General features: G+C 35.3%; 18 protein-coding genes. 16 read left to right on the top strand and 2 right to left on the bottom strand.

From position 1 onward, the window contains the following. The first annotated feature begins 20 nt into the window (after positions 1-20). The 11 genes from rpoB to BUR17_RS18490 all read left to right on the top strand — a co-directional run bounded on the left by rpoB (position 21) and on the right by BUR17_RS18490 (position 14,876). Complete coding sequence (rpoB, locus tag BUR17_RS18540; RefSeq protein ID WP_074231992.1) at positions 21-3,842, top strand: DNA-directed RNA polymerase subunit beta; 3,822 nt, start codon at positions 21-23, stop codon at positions 3,840-3,842. Positions 3,843-3,926: 84 nt separating this feature from the next. After that, positions 3,927-8,192 (top strand): DNA-directed RNA polymerase subunit beta', encoded by a 4,266-nt coding sequence (gene rpoC / locus BUR17_RS18535; RefSeq protein ID WP_074231991.1) that lies wholly within the window; start codon positions 3,927-3,929, stop codon positions 8,190-8,192. Positions 8,193-8,277: 85 nt separating this feature from the next. After that, positions 8,278-8,586 carry a DUF3467 domain-containing protein gene (locus BUR17_RS18530; protein ID WP_066676059.1) on the top strand — a complete coding sequence of 103 codons (309 nt, stop codon included), beginning with the start codon at positions 8,278-8,280 and terminating at the stop codon, positions 8,584-8,586. A 148-nt stretch (positions 8,587-8,734) separates the two neighbouring features. Next, the gene (locus tag BUR17_RS18525) at positions 8,735-9,385 is read left to right on the top strand and encodes a Crp/Fnr family transcriptional regulator (RefSeq protein WP_074231990.1); all 651 of its coding nucleotides are present in this window, start codon (positions 8,735-8,737) and stop codon (positions 9,383-9,385) included. Positions 9,386-9,509: 124 nt separating this feature from the next. Beyond that, positions 9,510-10,355 (top strand): DUF5777 family beta-barrel protein, encoded by an 846-nt coding sequence (locus BUR17_RS18520; protein WP_074231989.1) that lies wholly within the window; start codon positions 9,510-9,512, stop codon positions 10,353-10,355. 11 nt (positions 10,356-10,366) lie between these two features. Beyond that, positions 10,367-10,708: a hypothetical protein gene (locus BUR17_RS18515; RefSeq protein ID WP_228418852.1), complete on the top strand. Its 342-nt coding sequence runs from the start codon at positions 10,367-10,369 to the stop codon at positions 10,706-10,708. A gap of 10 nt (positions 10,709-10,718) precedes the next feature. Next, positions 10,719-11,264 carry a YceI family protein gene (locus BUR17_RS18510; RefSeq protein ID WP_074231987.1) on the top strand — a complete coding sequence of 182 codons (546 nt, stop codon included), beginning with the start codon at positions 10,719-10,721 and terminating at the stop codon, positions 11,262-11,264. Beyond that, the gene (locus BUR17_RS18505; protein WP_074231986.1) at positions 11,261-11,788 is read left to right on the top strand and encodes an ankyrin repeat domain-containing protein; all 528 of its coding nucleotides are present in this window, start codon (positions 11,261-11,263) and stop codon (positions 11,786-11,788) included. The genes BUR17_RS18510 and BUR17_RS18505 overlap by 4 nt, the downstream gene beginning before the upstream one ends. A 1-nt stretch (position 11,789) precedes the next feature. After that, positions 11,790-12,563, top strand: a complete 774-nt coding sequence (locus tag BUR17_RS18500; protein WP_074231985.1) for a T9SS type A sorting domain-containing protein — start codon at positions 11,790-11,792, stop codon at positions 12,561-12,563. A gap of 123 nt (positions 12,564-12,686) precedes the next feature. Continuing rightward, positions 12,687-13,532, top strand: a complete 846-nt coding sequence (locus BUR17_RS18495) for a GNAT family N-acetyltransferase (protein ID WP_074231984.1) — start codon at positions 12,687-12,689, stop codon at positions 13,530-13,532. Positions 13,533-13,598: 66 nt separating this feature from the next. Further along, entirely contained in the window at positions 13,599-14,876 is a 1,278-nt protein-coding gene (locus tag BUR17_RS18490) for an alkaline phosphatase family protein (RefSeq protein WP_074231983.1), read from the top strand. 125 nt (positions 14,877-15,001) lie between these two features. Here BUR17_RS18490 and BUR17_RS18485 read toward each other — a convergent pair whose 3' ends face one another. After that, the gene (locus BUR17_RS18485; protein ID WP_074231982.1) at positions 15,002-15,886 is read right to left on the bottom strand and encodes an NmrA family NAD(P)-binding protein; all 885 of its coding nucleotides are present in this window, start codon (positions 15,884-15,886) and stop codon (positions 15,002-15,004) included. A gap of 80 nt (positions 15,887-15,966) precedes the next feature. On the opposite strand from BUR17_RS18485, the gene BUR17_RS18480 reads away from it, so the two are divergent. Beyond that, a complete protein-coding gene (locus BUR17_RS18480) occupies positions 15,967-16,329 on the top strand; it encodes a winged helix-turn-helix transcriptional regulator (protein WP_074231981.1) in 363 nt (120 codons plus the stop codon). 150 nt (positions 16,330-16,479) lie between these two features. On the opposite strand, the gene BUR17_RS18475 is transcribed toward BUR17_RS18480, so the two are convergent. Next, positions 16,480-17,532, bottom strand: a complete 1,053-nt coding sequence (locus BUR17_RS18475; protein WP_074231980.1) for an NAD(P)-dependent alcohol dehydrogenase — start codon at positions 17,530-17,532, stop codon at positions 16,480-16,482. Positions 17,533-17,879: 347 nt separating this feature from the next. Here BUR17_RS18475 and BUR17_RS18470 point away from each other — a divergent pair, with 347 nt between their 5' ends. From BUR17_RS18470 to BUR17_RS18455, 4 genes are all read left to right on the top strand, one after another. Continuing rightward, a complete protein-coding gene (locus tag BUR17_RS18470; RefSeq protein ID WP_074231979.1) occupies positions 17,880-18,782 on the top strand; it encodes a helix-turn-helix domain-containing protein in 903 nt (300 codons plus the stop codon). Positions 18,783-19,039: 257 nt separating this feature from the next. After that, on the top strand, positions 19,040-20,374 hold the full coding sequence (locus tag BUR17_RS18465; protein ID WP_074231978.1) for a carboxylesterase family protein: 1,335 nt from the start codon (positions 19,040-19,042) through the stop codon (positions 20,372-20,374). Positions 20,375-20,775: 401 nt separating this feature from the next. Beyond that, positions 20,776-22,095 (top strand): phenylacetate--CoA ligase family protein, encoded by a 1,320-nt coding sequence (locus BUR17_RS18460; protein ID WP_084550798.1) that lies wholly within the window; start codon positions 20,776-20,778, stop codon positions 22,093-22,095. Continuing rightward, on the top strand, positions 22,092-23,177 hold the full coding sequence (locus tag BUR17_RS18455; RefSeq protein ID WP_074231976.1) for a 2Fe-2S iron-sulfur cluster-binding protein: 1,086 nt from the start codon (positions 22,092-22,094) through the stop codon (positions 23,175-23,177). Before BUR17_RS18460 ends, BUR17_RS18455 begins: the two co-directional genes overlap by 4 nt. Positions 23,178-23,217: the final 40 nt, after the last annotated feature.

Below are 23,217 nucleotides of genomic sequence, written 5' to 3'. Positions count from 1 at the left end.
AACCCTTTCTTAAAAGTTTTATGAGTAAAACAACATCAACAACTAGGGGAGTTGAGAGAATTAATTTCTCTTCGGCTAAAGGAAAAATCATTACTCCGGATTTCTTAGATATCCAGTTAGAGTCATTTAAAGATTTTTTCCAACTAGACACACTTCCTGAGGACAGAAAGAAAGAAGGTTTGCACAAAACCTTCCAAGAAAACTTTCCAATTACCGATTCTAGAAACCAATTTGTATTGGAATTCTTAGATTATTTGGTAGATTCTCCACGTTATTCAATCAATGAATGTGTGGAAAGAGGTTTAACGTATTCAGTTCCTCTAAAAGCAAGACTTAAATTGTATTGTACAGATCCTGAACATGAAGATTTTCAGACAGTTGTACAAGATGTGTATTTAGGTCCGGTTCCTTACATGACAGACAGTGGTTCTTTCATTATCAACGGAGCAGAGCGTGTTATTGTAACTCAGTTACACAGATCTCCGGGTGTATTCTTCGGACAGACTTACCACGCAAACGGAACAAAATTGTATTATTCAAGAATTATCCCTTTCAAAGGATCTTGGATGGAATTTACTACCGATATCAACAGCGTAATGTACGCGTATATCGACCGTAAGAAAAAATTACCTTTAACAACGTTATTAAGAGCAATCGGTTTTGAATCTGATAAAGATATCCTTCAGATCTTTGATCTTGCTGAAGAAGTGAAAGTTTCTAAAGCTGCTCTTAAAAAAGTAGAAGGTAGAACTTTGGCTGCGAGAGTATTGAACACTTGGTTCGAAGATTTCGTAGACGAAGATACTGGTGAGGTTGTTTCTATCGAAAGAAACGAAATCATCTTAGATAGAGAAACGATTCTTGAAAAAGAACATTTAGATCTTATTTTGGATGCAGGTGTGAAATCTATCTTGATTCACAAAGAAAATGCAAATGAATTCTCTATCATCCAGAATACATTACAAAAAGACCCTACCAACTCTGAAAAAGAAGCGGTAGAATATATTTATCGTCAGTTAAGAAATGCAGATCCACCAGATGAGGAAACTGCAAGAGGAATTATCGAAAAATTATTCTTCTCTGAGCAAAGATATTCATTGGGTGAAGTAGGACGTTACAGACTAAACAAAAAGTTAGGTCTTAATATCCCGACTACAACTGAGGTTCTTACAAAAGAAGATATCATTGCGATTGTAAGACACTTGATCGAATTGGTAAACTCTAAAGCTGAGGTTGATGATATCGACCACTTATCAAACAGAAGAATTAAAACTGTTGGTGAGCAATTAGCAGGACAGTTCGGTGTAGGTCTTTCTAGAATTGCAAGAACGATTAAGGAGAGAATGAACGTTAGAGATAATGAAATCTTTACTCCACTAGATCTTGTTAATGCTAAAACTTTAACATCAGTAATTAACTCATTCTTTGGTACCAACCAGCTTTCTCAGTTTATGGACCAAACCAACCCTCTATCAGAAATCACGCACAAGCGTAGACTTTCTGCTCTAGGACCTGGTGGTTTATCAAGAGAAAGAGCAGGTTTCGAGGTACGTGACGTTCACCATACTCACTATGGTAGAATTTGTCCTATCGAAACTCCTGAAGGACCAAACATTGGTTTGATTTCATCTTTAGGTATTTATGCTAAAATCAATACTTTAGGTTTCATCGAAACTCCATATAGAAAAGTAAGCGAAGGTACTGTAGATTTAAATGCAGATCCTATTTACTTAAACGCGGAAGACGAAGAAGATAAAGTAATTGCTCAGGCAAACGTTGAGTTGAATGACAATGGTACATTTATCACAGACAGAATTATTGCTCGTCTAGATGGTGATTATCCTGTAGTTGAGCCTTCTGAAGTTAACTTGATCGATGTTGCACCAAACCAGATTTCTGGTATTTCAGCTTCATTAATTCCATTCTTGGAGCATGATGATGCGAACCGTGCATTGATGGGATCAAACATGATGCGTCAGGCAGTTCCTTTGTTGAAGCCACAAGCTCCAATCGTAGGTACAGGTCTGGAACAGCAAGTTGCAAAAGATTCTAGAATTTTGATCAACGCTGAAGGTACAGGTACTGTTGAGTACGTTGATGCAGACAAGATTACAATTAAATATGAAAGAAGCGAAGACGAAGATCTAGTATCATTCGAATCTGCTACTAAAACATATAACCTTACGAAGTTTAGAAAAACTAACCAGAGTACAACAATTACCCTAAGACCAAACGTAAGAGTAGGAGATGTAGTGGAAAAAGGACAAGTACTTTGCGACGGTTATGCTACTGAAAAAGGAGAATTGGCTCTTGGTAGAAACTTAGTAGTTGCGTTCATGCCTTGGAAGGGTTACAACTTTGAGGATGCGATCGTAATCAACGAAAAAGTTGTACGTGAAGACTGGTTTACTTCAATCCACGTAGATGAATATTCTCTTGAAGTTCGTGATACCAAATTAGGTATGGAAGAATTGACAGCAGATATTCCTAACGTTTCTGAAGAAGCTACAAAAGATCTTGATGAGAACGGGATGATCAGAATCGGTGCTGAAGTGAAGCCTGGTGATATCATGATTGGTAAGATTACTCCAAAAGGTGAATCTGACCCAACTCCTGAAGAGAAACTTCTTAGAGCAATCTTTGGTGACAAAGCTGGTGATGTAAAAGATGCTTCATTGAAAGCAGATTCTTCATTAAGAGGTGTTGTTATCAACAAGAAATTGTTCTCTAGAAACATTAAAGATAAAAAGAAAAGAACTGAAGAAAAACTTAAACTTGAAGAGATTGAAAACACTTACAAGGCTAAGTTTGACGAGTTAAGAAATAGTTTAATTGAAAAATTAAATACTCTTGTTAGCGGTAAAACTTCTCAGGGAGTTACCAACGACTTAGATGAAGAAATCATCGGTAAGGGTATGAAATTTACTCATAAATTATTGACTTCAGTTGAAGATTACGTTAACGTAAGCGGTGCTGATTGGACTGTTGACAACGATAAGAATGAATTAATCAAACAATTAATTCACAACTATAAAATCAAATTCAACGATATTCAGGGAGTTAAAAACCGTGAGAAATTCGCAATTTCTATCGGAGATGAGCTTCCAGCAGGTATCATGAAGTTGGCTAAAGTGTATATCGCTAAAAAACGTAAACTAAACGTTGGAGATAAAATGGCAGGTCGTCACGGTAACAAAGGTATCGTTTCGAGAATCGTTCGTGAAGAAGATATGCCATTCTTGGAAGATGGAACACCAGTAGATATCGTATTGAATCCACTTGGGGTACCTTCTCGTATGAACATCGGTCAGATCTACGAAACCGTTTTAGGATGGGCAGGTAGAACATTAGGATTGAAGTTTGCTACGCCTATCTTTGATGGTGCTACTCTTGATCAGATTACTGAGTACACTGAGAAAGCAGGAGTTCCTAAATTCGGTCACACTCACCTTTATGATGGTGGTACCGGAGAAAGATTTACTCAGGCTGCAACAGTAGGTATTATCTATATGTTGAAATTAGGACACATGGTTGATGACAAAATGCACGCACGTTCTATCGGACCTTATTCATTGATTACTCAACAGCCATTAGGAGGTAAAGCTCAGTTTGGAGGTCAGAGATTCGGAGAGATGGAGGTTTGGGCTCTTGAAGCATTTGGAGCATCAAATATCTTGAGAGAGATCCTTACTGTGAAGTCAGATGACGTGATTGGTAGAGCAAAAACTTATGAAGCGATTGCGAAAGGTGAAGCAATGCCTGAACCAGGTATTCCTGAATCATTCAACGTACTACTTCACGAGTTACAAGGTCTTGGATTAGACGTAAGACTAGAGGAATAATTTTAAATTTTAAATTATAAATGTTGAATGGAAACATTCAAAAATTAATCTAAAATCTAAAATCTAAAATTTAAAATCTAACAAATGTCAAATAAAAATAAATCAAGTAGATTTAATAAAATAACCATCGGTTTAGCTTCACCAGAGTCTATTTTACAGGACTCAAGAGGAGAGGTTCTTAAACCGGAAACTATTAACTACAGAACGCACAAGCCTGAAAGAGACGGTTTGTTCTGTGAAAAAATCTTCGGTCCTATCAAAGATTACGAATGTGCTTGTGGTAAATACAAGAGAATTCGTTATAAAGGGATCGTTTGTGACCGTTGTGGTGTAGAGGTTACGGAGAAAAAAGTACGTAGAGAAAGAATCGGACATATTGGTTTGGTTGTTCCTATTGCGCACATTTGGTATTTCCGTTCTTTACCAAACAAAATTGGTTACCTTTTAGGTATTCCTTCCAAGAAATTGGATATGATTATCTATTACGAAAGATATGTGGTAATTCAACAAGGTATTGCTAAGAAATTAGACGGTGCTGATTTTGACCACATGGAATTCCTTACAGAAGAAGAATACCTTGATATCATGGAAACTCTTCCTGTAGAAAACCAGTATCTTGATGATTCAGATCCAAACAAATTCATCGCTAAAATGGGTGCTGAAGCTGTTGAGGAACTATTAAAAAGAATCGATCTTGATGCATTGTCTTTCGATTTGAGACACAAAGCTCACAACGAAGGTTCTAAGCAAAGAAGAACTGAAGCCCTGAAAAGATTGAACGTTGTAGAAGCATTGAGAGGTGCTAATACAAGAATGATCAACAGACCAGAGTGGATGATTATGCGTGTGCTTCCTGTAATTCCACCAGAATTAAGACCATTAGTTCCATTGGATGGAGGACGTTTCGCAACTTCTGACTTAAATGACCTTTATAGAAGAGTTATTATCAGAAACAACCGTTTGAAGAGATTATTGGAGATCAAAGCTCCTGAAGTAATCTTGAGAAACGAGAAGCGTATGCTTCAGGAATCTGTAGATTCATTATTCGATAATACAAGAAAATCTTCTGCAGTAAAATCTGAATCAAACAGACCATTGAAATCACTTTCAGATTCATTGAAAGGTAAGCAAGGTCGTTTCCGTCAGAACTTACTTGGGAAAAGGGTAGATTACTCGGCGCGTTCGGTAATTGTTGTAGGCCCAAACTTGCAGCTTCACGAATGTGGTATTCCTAAAGATATGGCAGCTGAGCTTTACAAACCGTTTATCATTAGAAAACTAATTGAAAGAGGGATTGTAAAAACAGTAAAATCTGCAAAGAGAATTATTGATAGAAAAGAACCTGTAGTTTATGATATTCTAGAAAACGTGATGAAAGGTCACCCTGTTTTACTAAACAGAGCACCTACGCTTCACAGACTAGGTATTCAGGCTTTCCAACCTAAGATGATCGAAGGTAAGGCAATCCAATTACACCCGTTAGTAACAACAGCATTCAACGCCGATTTCGATGGTGACCAGATGGCGGTACACTTACCGTTAGGACCAGAAGCGATCCTTGAAGCTCAGTTATTAATGTTAGGTTCTCAAAATATCTTGAACCCTGCAAACGGATCTCCAATTACAGTACCATCTCAAGACATGGTTCTTGGTCTTTATTTCATGACCAAAGAATTGAGCTCTACCGAGACAATGAAAGTAAAAGGTGAAGGTCTTGCATTCTACTCTCCGGAAGAAGCGGAAATCGCTTATGCTGAAGGTAGAGTTTCATTGAACGCTAAAGTAAGATGTAGACTTCCTATTAAAGAAGATGGAGTAATCACTACGAAATTAACTGAAACTTCTGTAGGAAGAATCTTATTCAACCAGATCGTTCCTAAACAGTCAGGATATATTAATGAGCTTCTTACTAAGAAATCATTAAGAAATGTTATCGGTAAAATTCTTGCTGATACAGATTTCCCTACAACTGTGAAGTTCTTGGATGCAATGAAAGACTTAGGTTACTCAAACGCATTCAAAGGAGGTCTTTCGTTCTCATTAGGGGATATCGTAGTTCCTGTTGAGAAAAAGCAGATGATTGCTACTTCTATTGAAACTGTAGACGAAATTAGAGCCAACTATAACATGGGTCTAATTACTGATACTGAAAGATATAACCAGGTAATTGACGTTTGGACAAACACCAACGCTGGATTAACTGAAATGATCATGAGCAGAATGAAAACTGACCAAGGTGGGTTCAACTCTGTATACATGATGCTTGACTCTGGAGCAAGGGGTTCTAAGGAACAGATCCGTCAGTTATCAGGGATGAGAGGTTTGATGGCAAAACCGCAGAAAGCTGGTTCTACCGGTGCGGAAATTATCGAAAACCCTATTCTTGCAAACTTTAAAGAAGGTCTTTCCATCTTAGAATACTTTATCTCTACTCACGGTGCTCGTAAAGGTCTTGCGGATACCGCTCTTAAGACTGCCGATGCGGGTTACTTAACGAGAAGATTGGTAGACGTTGCACAAGACGTTATTGTTACACAAGACGATTGTGGAACTTTAAGAGGTACAGAAGTTACTGCACTTAAGAAAAATGACGAGATTGTTGAAAAAATCTCTGAAAGAATCTTAGGTAGAGTTTCGTTACACAATGTGTACGATCCAGAAACTGACGAAATGATTGTTGTAGCTGATCAGGTAATTACTGAGAAGTTGGCTAAGAGAATTGAAGAAGCTGGATTAGAAGCTGTTGAAGTACGTTCACCACTTACTTGTGAAACTAAAAAAGGAATCTGTGCTAAATGTTACGGTAGAAACTTAGCAACAGGTAAGATGATCCATATGGGTGAAGCTGTAGGGGTTATTGCTGCACAATCAATTGGGGAACCAGGAACTCAGCTTACGTTGAGAACTTTCCACCAAGGGGGTGTATCTACAAACGTTTCAGAAAACCCATCAATTATTGCTAGAAGAGATGGTATCGTAGAATTGGATGAGGTAAGAACAATTACTTCTGAAGACGAAAACGGTAACACTGCAGAAGTAGTAGTTTCTCGTACAACAGAATTTAGATTGGTTGCTGATAACGAAACAAGAACTCCATTGATGGTTGCTAACGTACCTTATGGTGCTATATTAGCTGTAAAACCAGGTGATAAAGTAAGCAAAGGAGATACAATCTGTAGATGGGATCCGTATAACGCGGTAATTATTGCAGAAACTTCAGGTAAGGTAGAATACGAAGATATTATTCAAGGTATTTCATTCCAACTTGAAATTGACGAACAAACAGGATTCGAAGAGAAAGTAATCTCTGAATCTAGAAATAAGAAAGCCGTACCTACTTTGAAAGTGGTAGATTCTAAAGGTGTTGAACAGAAAGGTTACAACTTACCGGTAGGAGCCCACTTAATGGTAAACGATGGTGAAAAAATTAAGGCTGGTAAAGTCTTAATTAAAATCCCAAGAAAAGCTGCAAAGACAGGGGATATCACCGGAGGTCTTCCGAGAGTTACCGAATTATTCGAAGCAAGAAACCCTTCAAACCCAGCGGTTGTTACAGAAATCGACGGGGTAGTTTCTTACGGAAAAATCAAGAGAGGTAACCGAGAATTGATCGTTGAAGCTAAAACTGGTGAGAGAAAAATTTATTTAGTTAAATTATCAAACCAAATCTTAGTACAGGAGAATGACTTCGTAAGAGCTGGTTCGCCACTTTCTGACGGTTCAGTTACTCCAGACGATATCTTGAAGATCAAAGGACCAACTGCGGTTCAGGAATATTTAGTAAATGAAATTCAGGAAGTTTACCGTCTACAAGGGGTAAAAATCGACGATAAGCACTTTGAAATCATCGTAAGACAGATGATGACAAAAGTATCAATCGTTGACGGAGGTGATACTCAGTTCCTTGAAGCTGCTTTAGAGCATAAGTTTGATTTCTTAGAAGAAAACAATAGAGTATTTGGTCTTAAAGTGGTTACTGAAGCTGGAGATTCTAAAGAATTCAGACCAGGACAAATGATTACTGCAAGAGAACTAAGAGACGAAAACTCTAAGTTGAAGCGTGAAGATCAGGCTCTAGTTGAAGTAAGAGAAGCTTTACCTGCTACTGCAACACCAGTATTGCAAGGTATTACAAGAGCCGCTCTACAAACTAAGTCATTCATGTCTGCAGCATCATTCCAGGAAACAACTAAAGTTCTAAACGAAGCAGCAGTTGCTGGTAAAGTAGACAGTTTGAATGGTCTTAAAGAAAATGTAATTGTAGGACACAGAATCCCTGCAGGTACAGGTCTTAAAGAGTATCAAAATGTAATTGTGGGTTCTAAGAAAGAATTCGAAGACCTTAACTAAAATTAATGATTTGAAATTTGAGGTTTGAAATTATTTTTATACTTTCACAATCTCAAATTTCATTTTTAAAAATATAACTTATACAATGGACAATCAAAATCAAAACAACGATCCAAACAACATCAACATCCAACTTAACGAGATGGTAGCTTCAGGAGTTTACTGTAACCTTGCTTTAGTAAACCACTCTCCATCTGAGTTTGTAGTAGATTTCATCCAGCTTATGCCGGGTGTACAACAAGCTAACGTGAGATCAAGAGTAATCTTGGCTCCGCTTCATGCTAAGAGAGTTTTAGCTGCACTTCAGCAAAACATCACAAACTACGAGCAACAATTCGGAGAAATCAAAGAAGTTGAGCCTTTCGTATTAGGAGGAAACAACGTTAACGCTTAAGATTTATCTTAAATATATAGAATGCCCCAACGAAAGTTGGGGCATTCTCATTTTTATAACATATTGACTTAAATAATATAAAGTAAATAGATTTTTGTACCATTCCTAATCATTTTAAATTATATTTGTTAGCCAAAGTTGATAAAATATGAAAGATGAACAATTTATCTTCGAAAAATTCGGATTTCTCGGAAATGACTTTTTAGAAGAAATTCAGAAACATTCTTCCAGGACTAAAATAAAAGGAAAAACTGAGATTCTTGCAGAAGGAAATAAAATAAAAAATATTCCTTTTGTAATAACCGGAAGCTTAAAAGTATATGCTCTAAATGACGGAAGAGAGCTTATTTATAATTATATAAGATCCGGAGAAACTTGCCTAATGAGTTTTTCAACGATTTTTAATGATTTTGTAAGCAGGGTATATGTTGTTTCAGAAGAAGACACAGAGGCACTCTTAATACCTGCTGCCGTTTTGCTCGAGTGGCTCATCAAATATCCCCAAATTAATAAGCTTTTTTACTACGAATTTGATCTTCGTTTTACTGACATTATGAAAATGGTGAACGATGCGGTTTTTCATAAACTGGATAAAAGAGTTTTAAACTATATCAAACAACAGATTTCTATCACCGGAAACAACCCAATTAAGATTACCCACAAAGAAATAGCCAATAATTTGGGAACCTCAAGAGAAGTTGTTAGTCGTGTTTTAAAAAAAGTGGAAAACGAAGGCGAAATTACCCAAACTAAAGAAGGTATAAAAATGCTTGTAAATGAGAATGTTAGATTGAGCTAATCAATTATATTTAATATTTTTAACTTTCCGATTGATAAAAACAATTCACTCGGTGACTTTTATCACCTATTTTTAGAATTATAAGTGTATATGTTTGTCATACGAATAATAAACAATTATGTGTATGACAAAAACTCTCCTTTTTTTGTCAATATTTGCTTCAGGTTTTGCCTTTGCTCAGGAAGACCTTTTGAAAGATATTGACACCATTCAAACAAAAAACACAGAAAATTCGCCACCGGCTTTTAAGGCGCTCCAGATTGTTACGGGGCAGTCTACAAAACTTACCGCAAAAAACGAGTGGTACATTGTAATTGCGCACCGTTTTGGAGATGTAAGCAAAGGGTTTAAAGACTTCTTCGGATTAGATGATGCTTCTACAAAGCTAGGTGTTATTTATGGCGTTACAGATAATATTTCATTGAGTCTTTCGCGAGAAACCAATCTCAAAACTTTTGAAGGTGGTGCGAAATACAAGTTAATTAAGCAAAGTGAAAACTTTCCGGTTGATATTGTTGGATATAATGTGATGGCAGTAAATACAGACCTCAGCAAAGATAATTATCCACATCTTCAATTTGGAGATCGACTTTCTTATCTTACTCAGGCATTAATTTCTAGAAGGTTTAATGAAAATTTTTCTCTGCAGTTAACACCTTCTTATGTTCACAAAAACCTTTATGAACCGATGATTGAAGATAAAAATCAGTTCTTAGCAGGTTTAGGCGGGCGTTATAAAATTTCGAAAAGAATATCGATCAACGCTGAGTATTTTGTGAATTTTGATAATCACAGTTTTTATAAAAATCCGCTCTCTTTAGGGATGGATATAGAAACTGGGGGACACGTGTTCCAGCTTTTATTTACCAATTCCCAGTTGAATTCAGATATTGGGTATCTCACAAACGCTTCCGGAAAATGGGAGAAAGGTCAGATTTTCTTTGGGTTTAATCTTTATAGAGTTTTTTAGGCATGAAAAAAATGATGTACATTATTTCACTGGCTTTGATATCCATTGCCTGTGAAAGCAGAACCTACGAAGAGATTTCAGATAAAACTCCTGTTGTAGAACTGGTAAGCTATAACAAAGATGTAAAGCCAATAATTGATGCCAATTGTATCGGTTGTCATTCACCGACAGGTTCAGCTTCGTTTCAGCCTTGGACAAATTATAACCAAGTGAAAAATAATATCGACAAAATTATTGACAGAATTGGCAGACCAGTCGGAGATCCTCAGAAAATGCCTCAAGGCGGGAGTTTATCACCAACACAAATCTCAATTATCACCAAATGGAAAGCCGATGGGTTGACCGAAAATTAAAAAAATTAATATGAAAAACCTACTATTATTAATTGTCACGTTAAGTTTTTCGAATGCTGTTTCTGCTCAGAAATATTCAACCAAAACCGGCAAAGTAACTTTTGAAGCGTCGGTCCCTTTATTTGAAGATGTTTATGCGCAGGATGATAATAATATTGCTGTTATTAATGCAGATAACGGAGATTTTGCATCAGTTTCATCAGTGAAAAATTTCCATTTTAAAGTAAAATTAATGGAAGAACATTTTAATGAAAGCTATGCAGAATCTGCAAAATACCCGAAGACAACTTTTAAAGGAAAGATTGTAAACTTTGATAAAACAAAACTGACGGCATCACCTCAGAAATATACAGTTCAGGGAACATTGAATTTTCACGGAGTTGATCGAGCAGTGAATTCGAGTGCTGCAATTTATTCTAAAGATGGAAAGATTTATATGCAGGGAACTTTTGTTGCAAGACCCGCAGATTTTAAGGTGACCATTCCTAAAATGGTCATGAAGAAAGTAGCAGAAAATGTAAATGTTGAATATAACTATGTAATGCTGAAACAATGAAAAAAATATTTTTTATCCTAAGTTTCATTCTGAGCTTTACGGTAATGTCGGCTCAGGAAAAAGCAAAATCTATTTTTGATATTGCCAGAAGTGGAACTGTAGCTGAAGTAAAAGAATTGATGAAACAGAATCCCGATGTGATCAATCAAACCAATGAAAATGGTTTTTCACCGTTGATTTTAGCTTGTTACAGAAGCAATGTAGAAGTAGCAAAATTTCTTATTGACAATGTGAAAGATGTAAATTATAAAAGTCAGGAAGGAACTGCACTTGCAGGGCTTTCTGTGAAATATAATAAAGACTTGGTGGAACATTTATTAAAGAAAAATGCCAACCCGAATATTGCAGATTCTTCAGGATCTACCCCTTTATTTTGGGCGGTAAAATTCGGTAATAAAGAATTGGCAGAATTGCTGCTGAAGCACAAAGCCGATAAATCAATAAAAGATTCACAGGGAATGACTCCTTTTGAATATGCTTTACAAACAAACAATAAAGACCTTATCAATTTATTAAAAAATTAAAATGAAAAAAATTTTACTTACATTTAGTATTGCTCTTGCCAATTTTGCTTGGGCACAGTTTTCGACAGGTACAGTTACTCTTTCTACTGGAATGACTGTGAAATTAGATACTTCTCCAACTTTAGCAACTTTAACGCTTACAGGACCTGATACTTCTTATTTGGGGGTAGGATTTGGAGGCACCGGAACAAGTGGCGGTATGGGAACCGGAGTAGACGGGTTTATTTATAATGCAAATTCAACTACAACTGCAAACTTAGATTATACTTTTGGTGGCGTAGGAGTAGCGCCAAGTACAGATGCTGTACAAGATTGGACGATAACTTCTAATACCGTTGCTTCAGGAACCAGAACAATTGTAGCAACACGTTCTCTTTCTGGTGGAACAGGAGATACAGCCTTTACCAATGCAGCAGGAACTATGAATATCTTTTTTGCAAAAGGTTCTTCTACAACTTTAGCTTATCATGGCGGAGGAACAGGAAACAGAGGATATGCAGTGTTAACAAAAGCTGGAACTTTAGGAGTGAATGATGTTTTTGCTGAAAGTAAAAAAGTTCGTCTCTATCCTAATCCAGCAAAGGAAACTGTATCTTTCAAAAATGCTGATAAAATACAATCAGTTGATATTTATGAATCTACAGGCAGAAAGGTAAAAACGGTAAAAATCGACGGAGAAAACATTAATGTTTCTGATTTAAAATCTGGTAATTACTATCTTGAAATCAGCTTAAAAGATGGCTCTACATCTTATCAAAAGCTAATTAAAGAATAAATAGAAAAGATTATATGTTTTTTGAATACCTCTAAATTTTTAGAGGTATTTTTATTGTGTGAAAATTCAAACTTTATTGATGTTTTTTAAGTCAATAACTTTACTACTTTATAAATATCATGCATGGAATTTAAAAATCTTGAACTTGTTGATTTAGAAGAGCTTTTATTAGTATTTAATACTTCTTTCTCGGACTATGTAGTTCCTTTTCATTTATCATTAGAACAATTAGAATTGAAAATAGCATTAGAGAAAATCGATATGAAATTGTCTGTCGGTGTTTTTGAATCTGATAAACTGCAGGGATTTATCCTTCAGGCCTGGAAAGAAGAAAACGGGCAATATATTATTTATAATGCAGGAACAGGAATCAATCCAGAATACAGAGGAAAAGGACTTGTCAGAAAAATGTACGATTTCATCCTTCCTGTTTTAAAGGAAAAAAATGCAGATGTACTTACTCTTGAAGTCATCGAAAGAAATAATCCAGCCATTAGAGCTTATGAAAATCTAGGCTTTCAAATCGCTAGAAAACTCCTTTGTTTCAACGGAATTGTTGAGCTTAAAGAAAAAAATAGAGAAATTTCGATAGAAGAAATGGATAACTTTCAGTGGGAAGTTTTTCAATCTTTTTGGGATATTACGCCGTCGTGGCAGAACTCTAACGCGATACTTACTGATAGAGAAAAGAGATACAAAATCCTAAGAGCTTACAAAAATCAACAACTTGTAGGATATGCTGTTTACAACCCTGTTGCAAGGAAAGTGTCTCAGATTGCTGTTGATAAAAATTACAGAAGACAAGGAATTGGAACAGAACTTTTCAGAATTATTGAAAAATTGAGTGGTGGACAAGTTGTATCTGTGAATAATGTAGATGATACTTCAGAAAATACTTCAGCTTTTTTAGAAAAAGGAGTTGGACTTAAAAATTGGCTCTCTCAGTTTGAAATGAATAAAGAGATTTAATATATTTTTCATCATATTAATTTTTATGAGAGAATGGTAGACTGTAACTTTGCAAAAAATTTACTAATGAAGCGAGGAATACAAATTGTACTGCTGTTTTTTTCTTTAATGATCTATGCTCAGAATAGCCCTGTCGATACGGCTCAGATTGTCGTTTCAGACCGAATAAATAATGCTGAAGCAATGCAAAAACCATATGTCATCATGATCTCTGCAGATGGTTTCAGATATGATTATGCTAAAAAATACAATGCTCAAAATCTTTTAAAATATTCAAATGAAGGGATTCAGGCAAAAGCAATGACTCCAAGTTATCCAAGTATTACTTTCCCAAATCACTGGACATTAATCACTGGATTATATCCTTCTCATCATGGTTTAATAGATAATTTTTTCTACGATTATCAACGTAAAGAAGCTTACGCAATGAGCAATCGCCAAAACGCTGAAGACGGAAGTTGGTACGGTGGAACTCCGCTTTGGAGCTTGGCAGAAAAACAAGGGACGATCAGTGCTTCTTTGCAATGGGTAGGTTCTGCAAGTGATGCAGGTGGAATGAGACCAACATATTATTATCCCTATCACGAAAAATTTATACCTTCTGAAAAAGTGGATAAAGTAATTAACTGGCTAAAACTTCCTGAAGACAAAAGACCGCACTTTATTTCATTATACTTTCCGGAAGTTGACGGTGCAGGACATCGTTTCGGACCAGACACAAAAGAGACAAAAGTGGCTGTTCATTTAGTGGATAATGCGATAGGAGAGTTGGTTCAGAAAGTAAATCAATTAGGTTTAAAAAATGTCAATTTTATCTTCGTTTCCGATCATGGAATGATAAAAGTTGATGGCGGAAATCCTCTCAAAATTCCTCAAATGCTTTTTGATAAAAACAGATTCGATTATTATAATTCTCAGACTTTATTAAGAGTTTATGTGAAAAATTCTGATGAGGTTAAGAAAGTTTATAAAGAATTAAAAGCCAATAAAACCGATGATTATGAAGTTTATCTGGATAAAAAATTACCAAAATATTTGCATTTTGCAACGAAAGACGACCGATACAATAGAATCGGGCAAATTTTATTGATCCCAAAAGCTCCAAAAATATTTTTAGAAAGAGATAAAAGAACTTCGGTCGGAAAACACGGTTATAATCCTAGAATCGTCCCTGAAACGAAAGCTACATTCTTCGCTTGGGGACCGAATCTTAATAACAACTTAGTAATTGATGAATTTGAGAATATCAATGTTTATCCTTTGGTGGCTGAAATTTTGGGTTTAAATATCACACAGCCGATTGATGGAAAATTGAAGGTTTTAAAAGAAACATTAAAGAAATAAAATTTAAGTCCCGAAAGGACGACTTATCAAAGGATAGAGTAAAACCCTATCAAAAAACAATTATAATATTTAAAAATTTCGGCGAGCCAAAGGCTCGCCGAAATTTTTAAATTAACCAAAAGAAATTAAGCATTAAATTTTTCAGCAAATTCCTTTGCAAATTCTTCTAATTTAATCTCTCCATCAACAACAGAACCATGTTCAATAAAATCCTTTTGTACAACACCCGTTCTGATTCCTCTTCCCATTTCGGTGTACAATTCAGCCATTTCCTGAGGAAGTCCGGCTTGAAGCATTCCATTTAAAGAATCTTCGTCTTTAAATTCAATCCAAGGAAGGTCGGGTTTACCGATGGCGTTTCCAAAAACTTGAGCGAATTCAGAAGCTTTACGCTCATCACTTACAATATATTTTACATTTTTGCCTTCAAAGTTCTTAACCAATTCTTCAGCTGCAGCTTTGGCAATATCTTTAGGGTGTACCAACGGAACTTTTGTCTCTCCAGAGAAATTGGCTCCTATAATTCCTGCATTTTTAATCAAAGGAATATCATTAAAGAAGTTTAAATAAAAATATCCGGCTCTTAAAAATGTGACAGAAGTATTTTCCAGTTCATTGTAGAATCTTTCAATAAAGTGTAACCCTTTAATCGGTCCGTTTTCAATAGGTGACTCAGCGCCGATACTGCTTAACATGACAACTCTCTTTAATCCGGTTTGTTTGATCGCCTCTGCATAATTTTTTCCTGCATTAATGGTGTTTTCAACAATATTACCCCCGCCCATATTTGGCGGAGTCATTAAAAATGCTGCATCTGCTCCTTCAAAAGTTTTAACTAAAAAATCTAAATCAGCAATAGAACCGATTGCTGATTTTGCACCTAAAGTTTCTATTTCGTCTTTCTTAGTTTCGTTACTGCTGATTACGGTAATATCATGACCTTCGCCAATTAATTGTTGAACAAGTGGTTTTGCTACATTTCCTAATGAACCTGTGATGATAATTTTCATAATAAATATTTTTTTATTTCTGAGAACAAAGTTATATTTGTACATACTTTTATACAAGTACTTACCCTAAAGTATGTATTATGGCAGCTATTAAAGAAAGTTCTACTATTCAGCAGAATAAAAAAATTGCATTAGATCTTTGTCCCGTAACGTATGTGATGGAGAAAATCGGTGGATACTGGAAACCTATTATTTTATATCATCTTTCTACAAGTGACAAAAGATACAGTGAACTGAAACGTGCAATTCCTGCGATCACAGAAAAAATGCTTATTCAACATTTAAAGCAACTGGAAAACGACGGATTAGTGATCAGAACGGCAAAACCTGTTGTTCCGCCACATGTTACCTATAATTTAAGCCAATCCGGAAAAGGATTAATTCCCGTCATTCACTCAATGGCAGAATGGGCTTTCAAAGAAATGGAAGGTGAGTACAAATAAAATTCCCCTTCTCTGAAGGAATGGATTTTTGCATAAGCAAAAAGACGGACTAGTTAACTTATCACTTTAAAACTAACAAAGTCAATTATGCCCATAAAACAAAAAAGACTCTCCAAAAATGAAGAGTCTTTCTTATAATTAAATTTGAAATTACAAAGATTTCATATCAATCACAAAACGGTATCTCACATCGCTTTTCAGCATTCTTTCATATGCTTCGTTGATGTCTTGCATTTTGATGATTTCTATTTCAGAAACAATATTATGTTCACCGCAGAAATCAAGCATTTCCTGAGTTTCGGCAATACCTCCGATCACAGATCCTGCAACCGATTTTCTTCCCATGATCATTGGTGGAGTAAACAAGCTGTCTTCCATTTTACCGATAAATCCTACCAAAACATGAGTTCCGTTAATCGTTAAAGTGGTGATATAAGGATTTACATCATGATCGTAAGGTACAGTGTCAATAATTAAATCAAATTTTCCTTTTACAGAATTCATTTGCTCTTCATCAGTCGAAATAATGACGTGATCTGCGCCTAATTTTTTAGCATCTTCAGTTTTTCCCGGAGTTCTTGAGAATAAAGTTACTTCAGCTCCTAAACCTTTTGCAAGCTTAATTGCCATATGTCCCAATCCGCCTAAACCAACAACGGCAACTTTAGAATCAGAACCAACATTCCAGTGTCTTAAAGGTGACCAGGTTGTAATTCCTGCACAAAGAAGTGGTGCAACTGCAGCCAGATCTAGATTTGCCGGGATTTTTAAAACGTGACCTGCGTCCACAACTACTTTTTGAGAATATCCTCCAAAAGTATGACCTCCCAAATGCTTGTCATTTCCATTGTAAGTTCCTGTAAATCCGTTTTCACAATATTGTTCCAAATCATGTTTACAGCTGTTACAATGTCCGCAAGAATCTACGATACAACCAACTCCTGCAAGATCGCCAACTTTGAATTTAGAAACTTCACTTCCTACTTTTGTAATTTTTCCGATAATTTCATGTCCGGGAACAGAAGGGTATTTCGATCCTCCCCAATCGTTTCTTGCGGTGTGAAGATCAGAGTGGCAAACTCCGCAATACAGAATTTCAATTTCTATATCATTTGCGGTTACTTCTCTTCTCTCAATACTCATTTCTGCTAAATCAGCAGTTTTAGATTCTGCTCCAAAAGCTTTTACGGTAAATGTGTCCATATTTTTTAATTTAGTTTGATTATACTATTTCTTCTAAACTGATTACCTTCAATCAATCATAATTTGAAATGTTCGTGTTCTTTGCTGAGTGAAATCGAAGATTCGACGAAGTCAAACGCCTTTGCGAACGAAAAATATTTTCAAACATTAAAAAAAACTTTGCGCTCTTTGCGTTAAAATCAAATATTATAATTTAAAGAACAGATCATCAATTTTCTGATACAAAAATCGATACTTTAAATGTAAAAATACTTATATAAATTACAGAATCATTTACCAATTTTACTTACACCCAAAATTGTAGGTCGGAAATTGGTAATTTTGAATTAAAATTAAAAATTTACTTCATGGAAAATCAGGAAGTTGAAATATACAACAGTGTTTCAGAATACAATAAAATGCTGAAGCACGAAACATTGCACCCGATGGTAAGTGTGGTAGATTTTTCTAAATCTGATCCTATTTGTCAGCATACAAGACAGTTTGGTTTTTATACCGTTTTTCTGAAAGATGTAATGTGTGGTGATATGCAATACGGAAAACACAGCTATGATTATCAGGAAGGAACTCTGGTTTTCATCGCTCCGGGACAGACTTATGGGATTTATAATGCAGGAACTTATATTCAGCCTGCAGGTTTTGCCTTAATTTTTCATCCAGATTTATTGAAAGGAACCAATTTGGGAAGAAACATCCGAGACTACAATTTCTTTTCTTATGATGTTCATGAAGCGTTGCATCTTTCAGAAAAAGAAAGGGAAATTATTTTAGAATGTTTTAAAAATATAAAACTTGAGCTCGAGCAAGCCATTGATAAACATAGCAAATCACTAATTGTTAATAATATTGAATTGTTTCTGAATTACTGCATGCGTTTTTACGACCGTCAGTTTATTACACGAGATCACGTTAATCAGAATTTTATAGGAAAGTTTGAGAAATCTTTAGATGATTATTTGAAATCTGATAAACCTAAAAATCTGGGCTTTCCGATGGTTAATTATTTTGCTGAACAGCTTAATCTTTCAGCGAACTATTTTGGCGATTTAATTAAAAAAGAGCTCGGAATTTCTGCTCAGGAATTTATTCATAATAAACTGATCGATGTGGCAAAAGATCAGATTTTTGATGCATCAAAATCCATCAGTCAAATTTCTTACGATTTGGGATTTAAATATCCGCAGCATTTTACAAGATTGTTCAAAAGTAAAGTAGGGGTTTCTCCAAGCGAATTTAAATCTCTGAATTAAATTTGTGATTAGTTTTTAAATCCAGTATCCGTACTGTGTAAATGATTGAAAATTAATACAATCCTTTGCTTAGTGAAATCGAAGATTCAACGAAGTCAAACGCCTTTGCGAGCTTAAAAAACAGCGAGTTGTTTAAAGAAATCTTTGCGCTCTTTGCGTTAAAATTTTTACCATGATGGAAAACGGATATGCATATTTTTTTAAAACAAAATTTGTAAATTGTAGTTATAAATAAGTTTAAATTTTATTGCGAAACCATGACCGCAAATCAAAATAATTCTAATACTTATACTTTTCAGACGCCTTTCGGAAGAATTTTAGCTTTCAGAGAAAACGGAATTTTAAAAGCTAAAAACATTCGGTATGCTTATTCTGAAAGGTTCAAAAAACCGATTGCTGTTGAGCCTTCCGCTTCGGAAATTATTTTCCCTGAAAAAACTCCGGTTTGTCCGCAAAATATCAGTCCACTTCTTGAAAAAATGATTGGCAAAACCAATTTAGATGATTTTGAAGTGGATGAATCTCCACAATATATTTCGGTCTTCAGACCTGAAAATTTTAAGGAAAACGAAAAACTTTCTGTTATTGTTTGGATTCATGGTGGTTCGTATGAGATTGGTTGCGGTGATATTCTTACGGCAGATCCCAGAGATTGGGTAAAAGAACATAATGTAATTATTGTTACAGTCTCTTACCGTTTAGGTATTTTTGGTTTTTTAGGCGGAAATGAAGACAAACCTGCTAATTTAGGTCTGTTTGATTTGATTGAAGCGTTGAAATGGATTAAAAATGATATTGCTTCTTTCGGTGGAGATTCAGAAAATATTACCCTTTTTGGGCAGTCTTCAGGCGGAGATGCAATTGCTCATTTAATGATTTCAGAAGGAACTGAAAACTTGTTTAAAAGAGTAATTATTCACAGCGCTCCTTTAGGTTTAAGGAAAAACCGACAAAAAATGTCAGCAGAGTTTCTGGAAAATACACGAATGTTTAACAATAAATCAGATGTTTTAGAAATTATTGAAAACTATAAAAACAATGCTCCCTCTTTTTTAAAATATGGCTTAAAAGCTGCAATGCCTTTCGGAACTCAATATGGTTTTTCACCATTGTGCAATGAATGGGAGGCCGAAGAAAAATGGAAACAGAAAGCAAAAGAAATTGATGTTTTAATTGGTTTGAATGATGAAGAAACGGCTTTCTACCTGAAAGCTTCTGATACGATCAATAAATATTTTCCCGCAAAAATTATAAACAAAGCAATCCGCACGACAACAGAAATCATTTATGGAAAACCTGCAGCAGATTTTGCGGAAAATTTTTCCAAAGCAGGTGGAAATGTTTATTTGTTTAGAATTTATCCACGTTTTAAAGTTTCCAATTACTTTTTGGGAGCTCATGCTATTGACCTTCCTTTTATTTTTGGTAACGAATCTGCCTGGAAAAATGCAGGAATTCTAAAAAACATTCCATGGAAATATATTGATGAGAACGGAAAAAAATTAAGAAAACTCTGGACTGAATTTGCCAAAAGTGGAAAAATTTCAGATGATTTAGAAAGACCGGAAATTCTTGAAGTTTCCAAAATCTAATTTTCAATGAAGCAAATAAAAGAAATCTGCTTAATCTCATAAATCAGCGAGAGAAAATCATTCAGGTTTTTAAAATTTGTTATTTGGAAGTAATCTTTACTGACATAAATAGATTCCACGCTCCACTTCGTTACGCTCTGAATGACAAACTTTGTGATATTTTTTATACAATATTTTGTCATTCTGACGAAGGAAGAATCTCAAGTTTATCTTTAGAGATTCTTCAATCCGCTGTGCTCCTTTTAGAATGACAAACTTGATGCAAATTCGTCTTAAACTCAATCTCAATCTTAGCCTCAACTATTTAGAATCATTCAAAATATGACGAAAGTCATAAAAATTTTGTCACGTTCCAAATTCTTTTTAAATTTACACCTAACAAATGTTAGTTAGTTATGGGTGTGGATTTTTCAGTTGAGTACTTAAAACTCGACCAATTAAGACAGCTCCAATCGGAAAGGTTGGTGAGTTTGGTGGGTTATCTTGAAGAGAAGTCAGATTTTTATAAAAGAAAATTTGATGAATTAGGAATATCGCCACAAGAAATAAGGACAATTGAAGATATTTCAAAACTACCGATTACTTACAAACAAGATTTAAGAGACAATTATCCGTTCGGATTATTTACGGTTCCAAAGGATGAATTACAAAGAATTCACTGTTCAAGCGGAACAACAGGAAAACCAACGGTTGTAGGATATACAAAAGAAGATATTGATTTATTCAGTGAAGTCGTAGCAAGATCTTTAAATGCAGCGGGAGCAAAACCGGGAATGCAGTTACATAATGCTTATGGATACGGAATTTTCACTGGCGGACTTGGACTTCATTACGGAGCTGAAAAATTAGGAATGAGCGTTCTTCCAATTTCTGGAGGAATGACAGCAAGACAGGTCGATTTAATCATGGATTTTAAACCTGAAGTTATTTGTTGTTCTCCTTCTTATGCTTTAACAATCGCTGATGAATTTGCTAAAAGAGGAATCTCAGCAAATGAAATCAGTTTAAAATATGCAGTTTTAGGTTCAGAGCCTTGGACGGAATTGATCAGACATCACATCGAAGAAAGATTGGGCGTTCATGCAACCAATATTTATGGGTTAAGTGAAATTATCGGACCGGGAGTTTCGATGGAAGATTTTGAGGAAAAAGGAGGTTCTTATATTTGGGAAGATCATTTTTATCCTGAAATTTTAGATCCGATTACAAAAGAACCTGTTCCGTTTGGTGAAGAAGGAGTTTTGGTGATTACGACTTTAACTAAAAAAGCAATGCCGCTTTTACGTTATTGGACGAATGATATTACAAGTCTTTATTACGAAGAAAACTCAAAAAGAACAATGGTTAAAATGAAACCAATTCTTGGAAGAGCCGATGATATGCTGATTGTAAGAGGTGTCAATGTATATCCAAGTCAGATTGAAGAAGCGTTTTCTCATGTGGAAGGTGTAGTTCCGAATTATTATTTAACACCGATTGAGAAAGAACAAATGTGTGTGGCATTGGATATTGATGTTGAAATTGATGATGAATTAATAGCTTCGAAAAATTTAAATCAAAATACCGATGATTATGCTATTTTTGTCGGAAACTTTGGAAAAAGTATAGAAAACGAAATAAAAAAGCGAGTAGGAATCACAACGAAAGTGAAAATTCATGCTCAGGACAGCTTACCTAAATGCGAAGGTGGAAAAATTAATAGAATACTAAAAACAAAATGAATTCATTTTATAAATTAAAAACTGTAAGGGTTCAGAAAGATACCAACGATGCTGTAAATGTAGCCGTTGAAATTCCTGAGGAACTGAAAGATAAATTCAGATTCAAACAGGGGCAGTATCTTAATTTCCGAATGATGATCGACGGGAACGAAGAGAGACGTTCTTATTCTATCTGCAATGCGCCGAGTGAAAAAAGCAACACGCTGGAAGTATTGGTGAAATTATTGGAAAACGGAAAAGTTTCCGGTTATTTCAATGAGCATCTTCACATGGATGAAATCCTTGAAGTAATGCCTCCAATGGGCGGTTTTAATACGTCTTATCACCCGACAAACGTGAAAACTTACGTTGGTTTGGCTGCAGGAAGCGGAATTTCTCCAGTGTTGTCAAATATTAAAGAAAGTCTTTATCAGGAACCAAATTCAAACGCTTATCTGTTCTACAGCAACAGAAGCATGAATCATGTAATGAAAAAGGCTGAGATCGATAAATTGGTGGAAACTTTTAATGGAAGACTGAAAGTTGTTTATTTGGTAAGTCGTGAAGCACATGCAGACCCGATCTTTGAAGGAAGAATTTCCCCTGAAAAACTTGACCACCTTTTTGAAAGATATGCAGATATCGATGTGAAAGAATCAACTTTCTTCATTTGTGGACCGTCAGAAATGATCAAAGGGATCGCAGATTATTTAAAGAAAGATAAAAAAGTACCTGCAATTCAGGTTTTATTTGAATATTTTACTGCTCCTGACGAAGAAAATTCGGAGGAAATGAGCGATGAATTCAAAGCGATTGCCAACATCGAAAGTATGGTAACGGTCATTATCGATGATGATGAATATTCGTTCCACCTTAATTCTAAAAAAGAGAGTATCTTAGATAAAGCATTGAAAGACAATCTTCCTGTACCTTTTGCTTGCAAAGGAGGAGTTTGTTGTACGTGTAAAGCCGAAGTTCTCGAAGGAGAAGTTTTCATGGAAAAAAACTACGCGCTTACCGAAGAAGAAGTAGCCAGAGGCTTCGTTCTTACCTGTCAATGTCACCCGACAACGAATGTGGTGATGCTTAATTATGATGTATAATTAAATTAATGTAACAATATATCAATTTACCAGTGTAACA

This window comes from Chryseobacterium scophthalmum (genome assembly GCF_900143185.1).
GTDB lineage: Bacteria > Bacteroidota > Bacteroidia > Flavobacteriales > Weeksellaceae > Chryseobacterium > Chryseobacterium scophthalmum.
This window is presented reverse-complemented; position numbering and strand designations above follow the sequence as displayed.

What these genes read in the sequence shown, in the direction of transcription:
- rpoB (WP_074231992.1), top strand. Translation starts at nt 21, where the DNA reads ATGAGTAAAACAACATCAACAACTAGGGGAGTTGAGAGAATTAATTTC.
- rpoC (WP_074231991.1), top strand. Translation starts at nt 3,927, where the DNA reads ATGTCAAATAAAAATAAATCAAGTAGATTTAATAAAATAACCATCGGT.
- BUR17_RS18530 (WP_066676059.1), top strand. Translation starts at nt 8,278, where the DNA reads ATGGACAATCAAAATCAAAACAACGATCCAAACAACATCAACATCCAA.
- BUR17_RS18525 (WP_074231990.1), top strand. Translation starts at nt 8,735, where the DNA reads ATGAAAGATGAACAATTTATCTTCGAAAAATTCGGATTTCTCGGAAAT.
- BUR17_RS18520 (WP_074231989.1), top strand. Translation starts at nt 9,510, where the DNA reads ATGACAAAAACTCTCCTTTTTTTGTCAATATTTGCTTCAGGTTTTGCC.
- BUR17_RS18515 (WP_228418852.1), top strand. Translation starts at nt 10,367, where the DNA reads ATGATGTACATTATTTCACTGGCTTTGATATCCATTGCCTGTGAAAGC.
- BUR17_RS18510 (WP_074231987.1), top strand. Translation starts at nt 10,719, where the DNA reads ATGAAAAACCTACTATTATTAATTGTCACGTTAAGTTTTTCGAATGCT.
- BUR17_RS18505 (WP_074231986.1), top strand. Translation starts at nt 11,261, where the DNA reads ATGAAAAAAATATTTTTTATCCTAAGTTTCATTCTGAGCTTTACGGTA.
- BUR17_RS18500 (WP_074231985.1), top strand. Translation starts at nt 11,790, where the DNA reads ATGAAAAAAATTTTACTTACATTTAGTATTGCTCTTGCCAATTTTGCT.
- BUR17_RS18495 (WP_074231984.1), top strand. Translation starts at nt 12,687, where the DNA reads ATGGAATTTAAAAATCTTGAACTTGTTGATTTAGAAGAGCTTTTATTA.
- BUR17_RS18490 (WP_074231983.1), top strand. Translation starts at nt 13,599, where the DNA reads ATGAAGCGAGGAATACAAATTGTACTGCTGTTTTTTTCTTTAATGATC.
- BUR17_RS18485 (WP_074231982.1), bottom strand. Translation starts at nt 15,886, where the DNA reads ATGAAAATTATCATCACAGGTTCATTAGGAAATGTAGCAAAACCACTT.
- BUR17_RS18480 (WP_074231981.1), top strand. Translation starts at nt 15,967, where the DNA reads ATGGCAGCTATTAAAGAAAGTTCTACTATTCAGCAGAATAAAAAAATT.
- BUR17_RS18475 (WP_074231980.1), bottom strand. Translation starts at nt 17,532, where the DNA reads ATGGACACATTTACCGTAAAAGCTTTTGGAGCAGAATCTAAAACTGCT.
- BUR17_RS18470 (WP_074231979.1), top strand. Translation starts at nt 17,880, where the DNA reads ATGGAAAATCAGGAAGTTGAAATATACAACAGTGTTTCAGAATACAAT.
- BUR17_RS18465 (WP_074231978.1), top strand. Translation starts at nt 19,040, where the DNA reads ATGACCGCAAATCAAAATAATTCTAATACTTATACTTTTCAGACGCCT.
- BUR17_RS18455 (WP_074231976.1), top strand. Translation starts at nt 22,092, where the DNA reads ATGAATTCATTTTATAAATTAAAAACTGTAAGGGTTCAGAAAGATACC.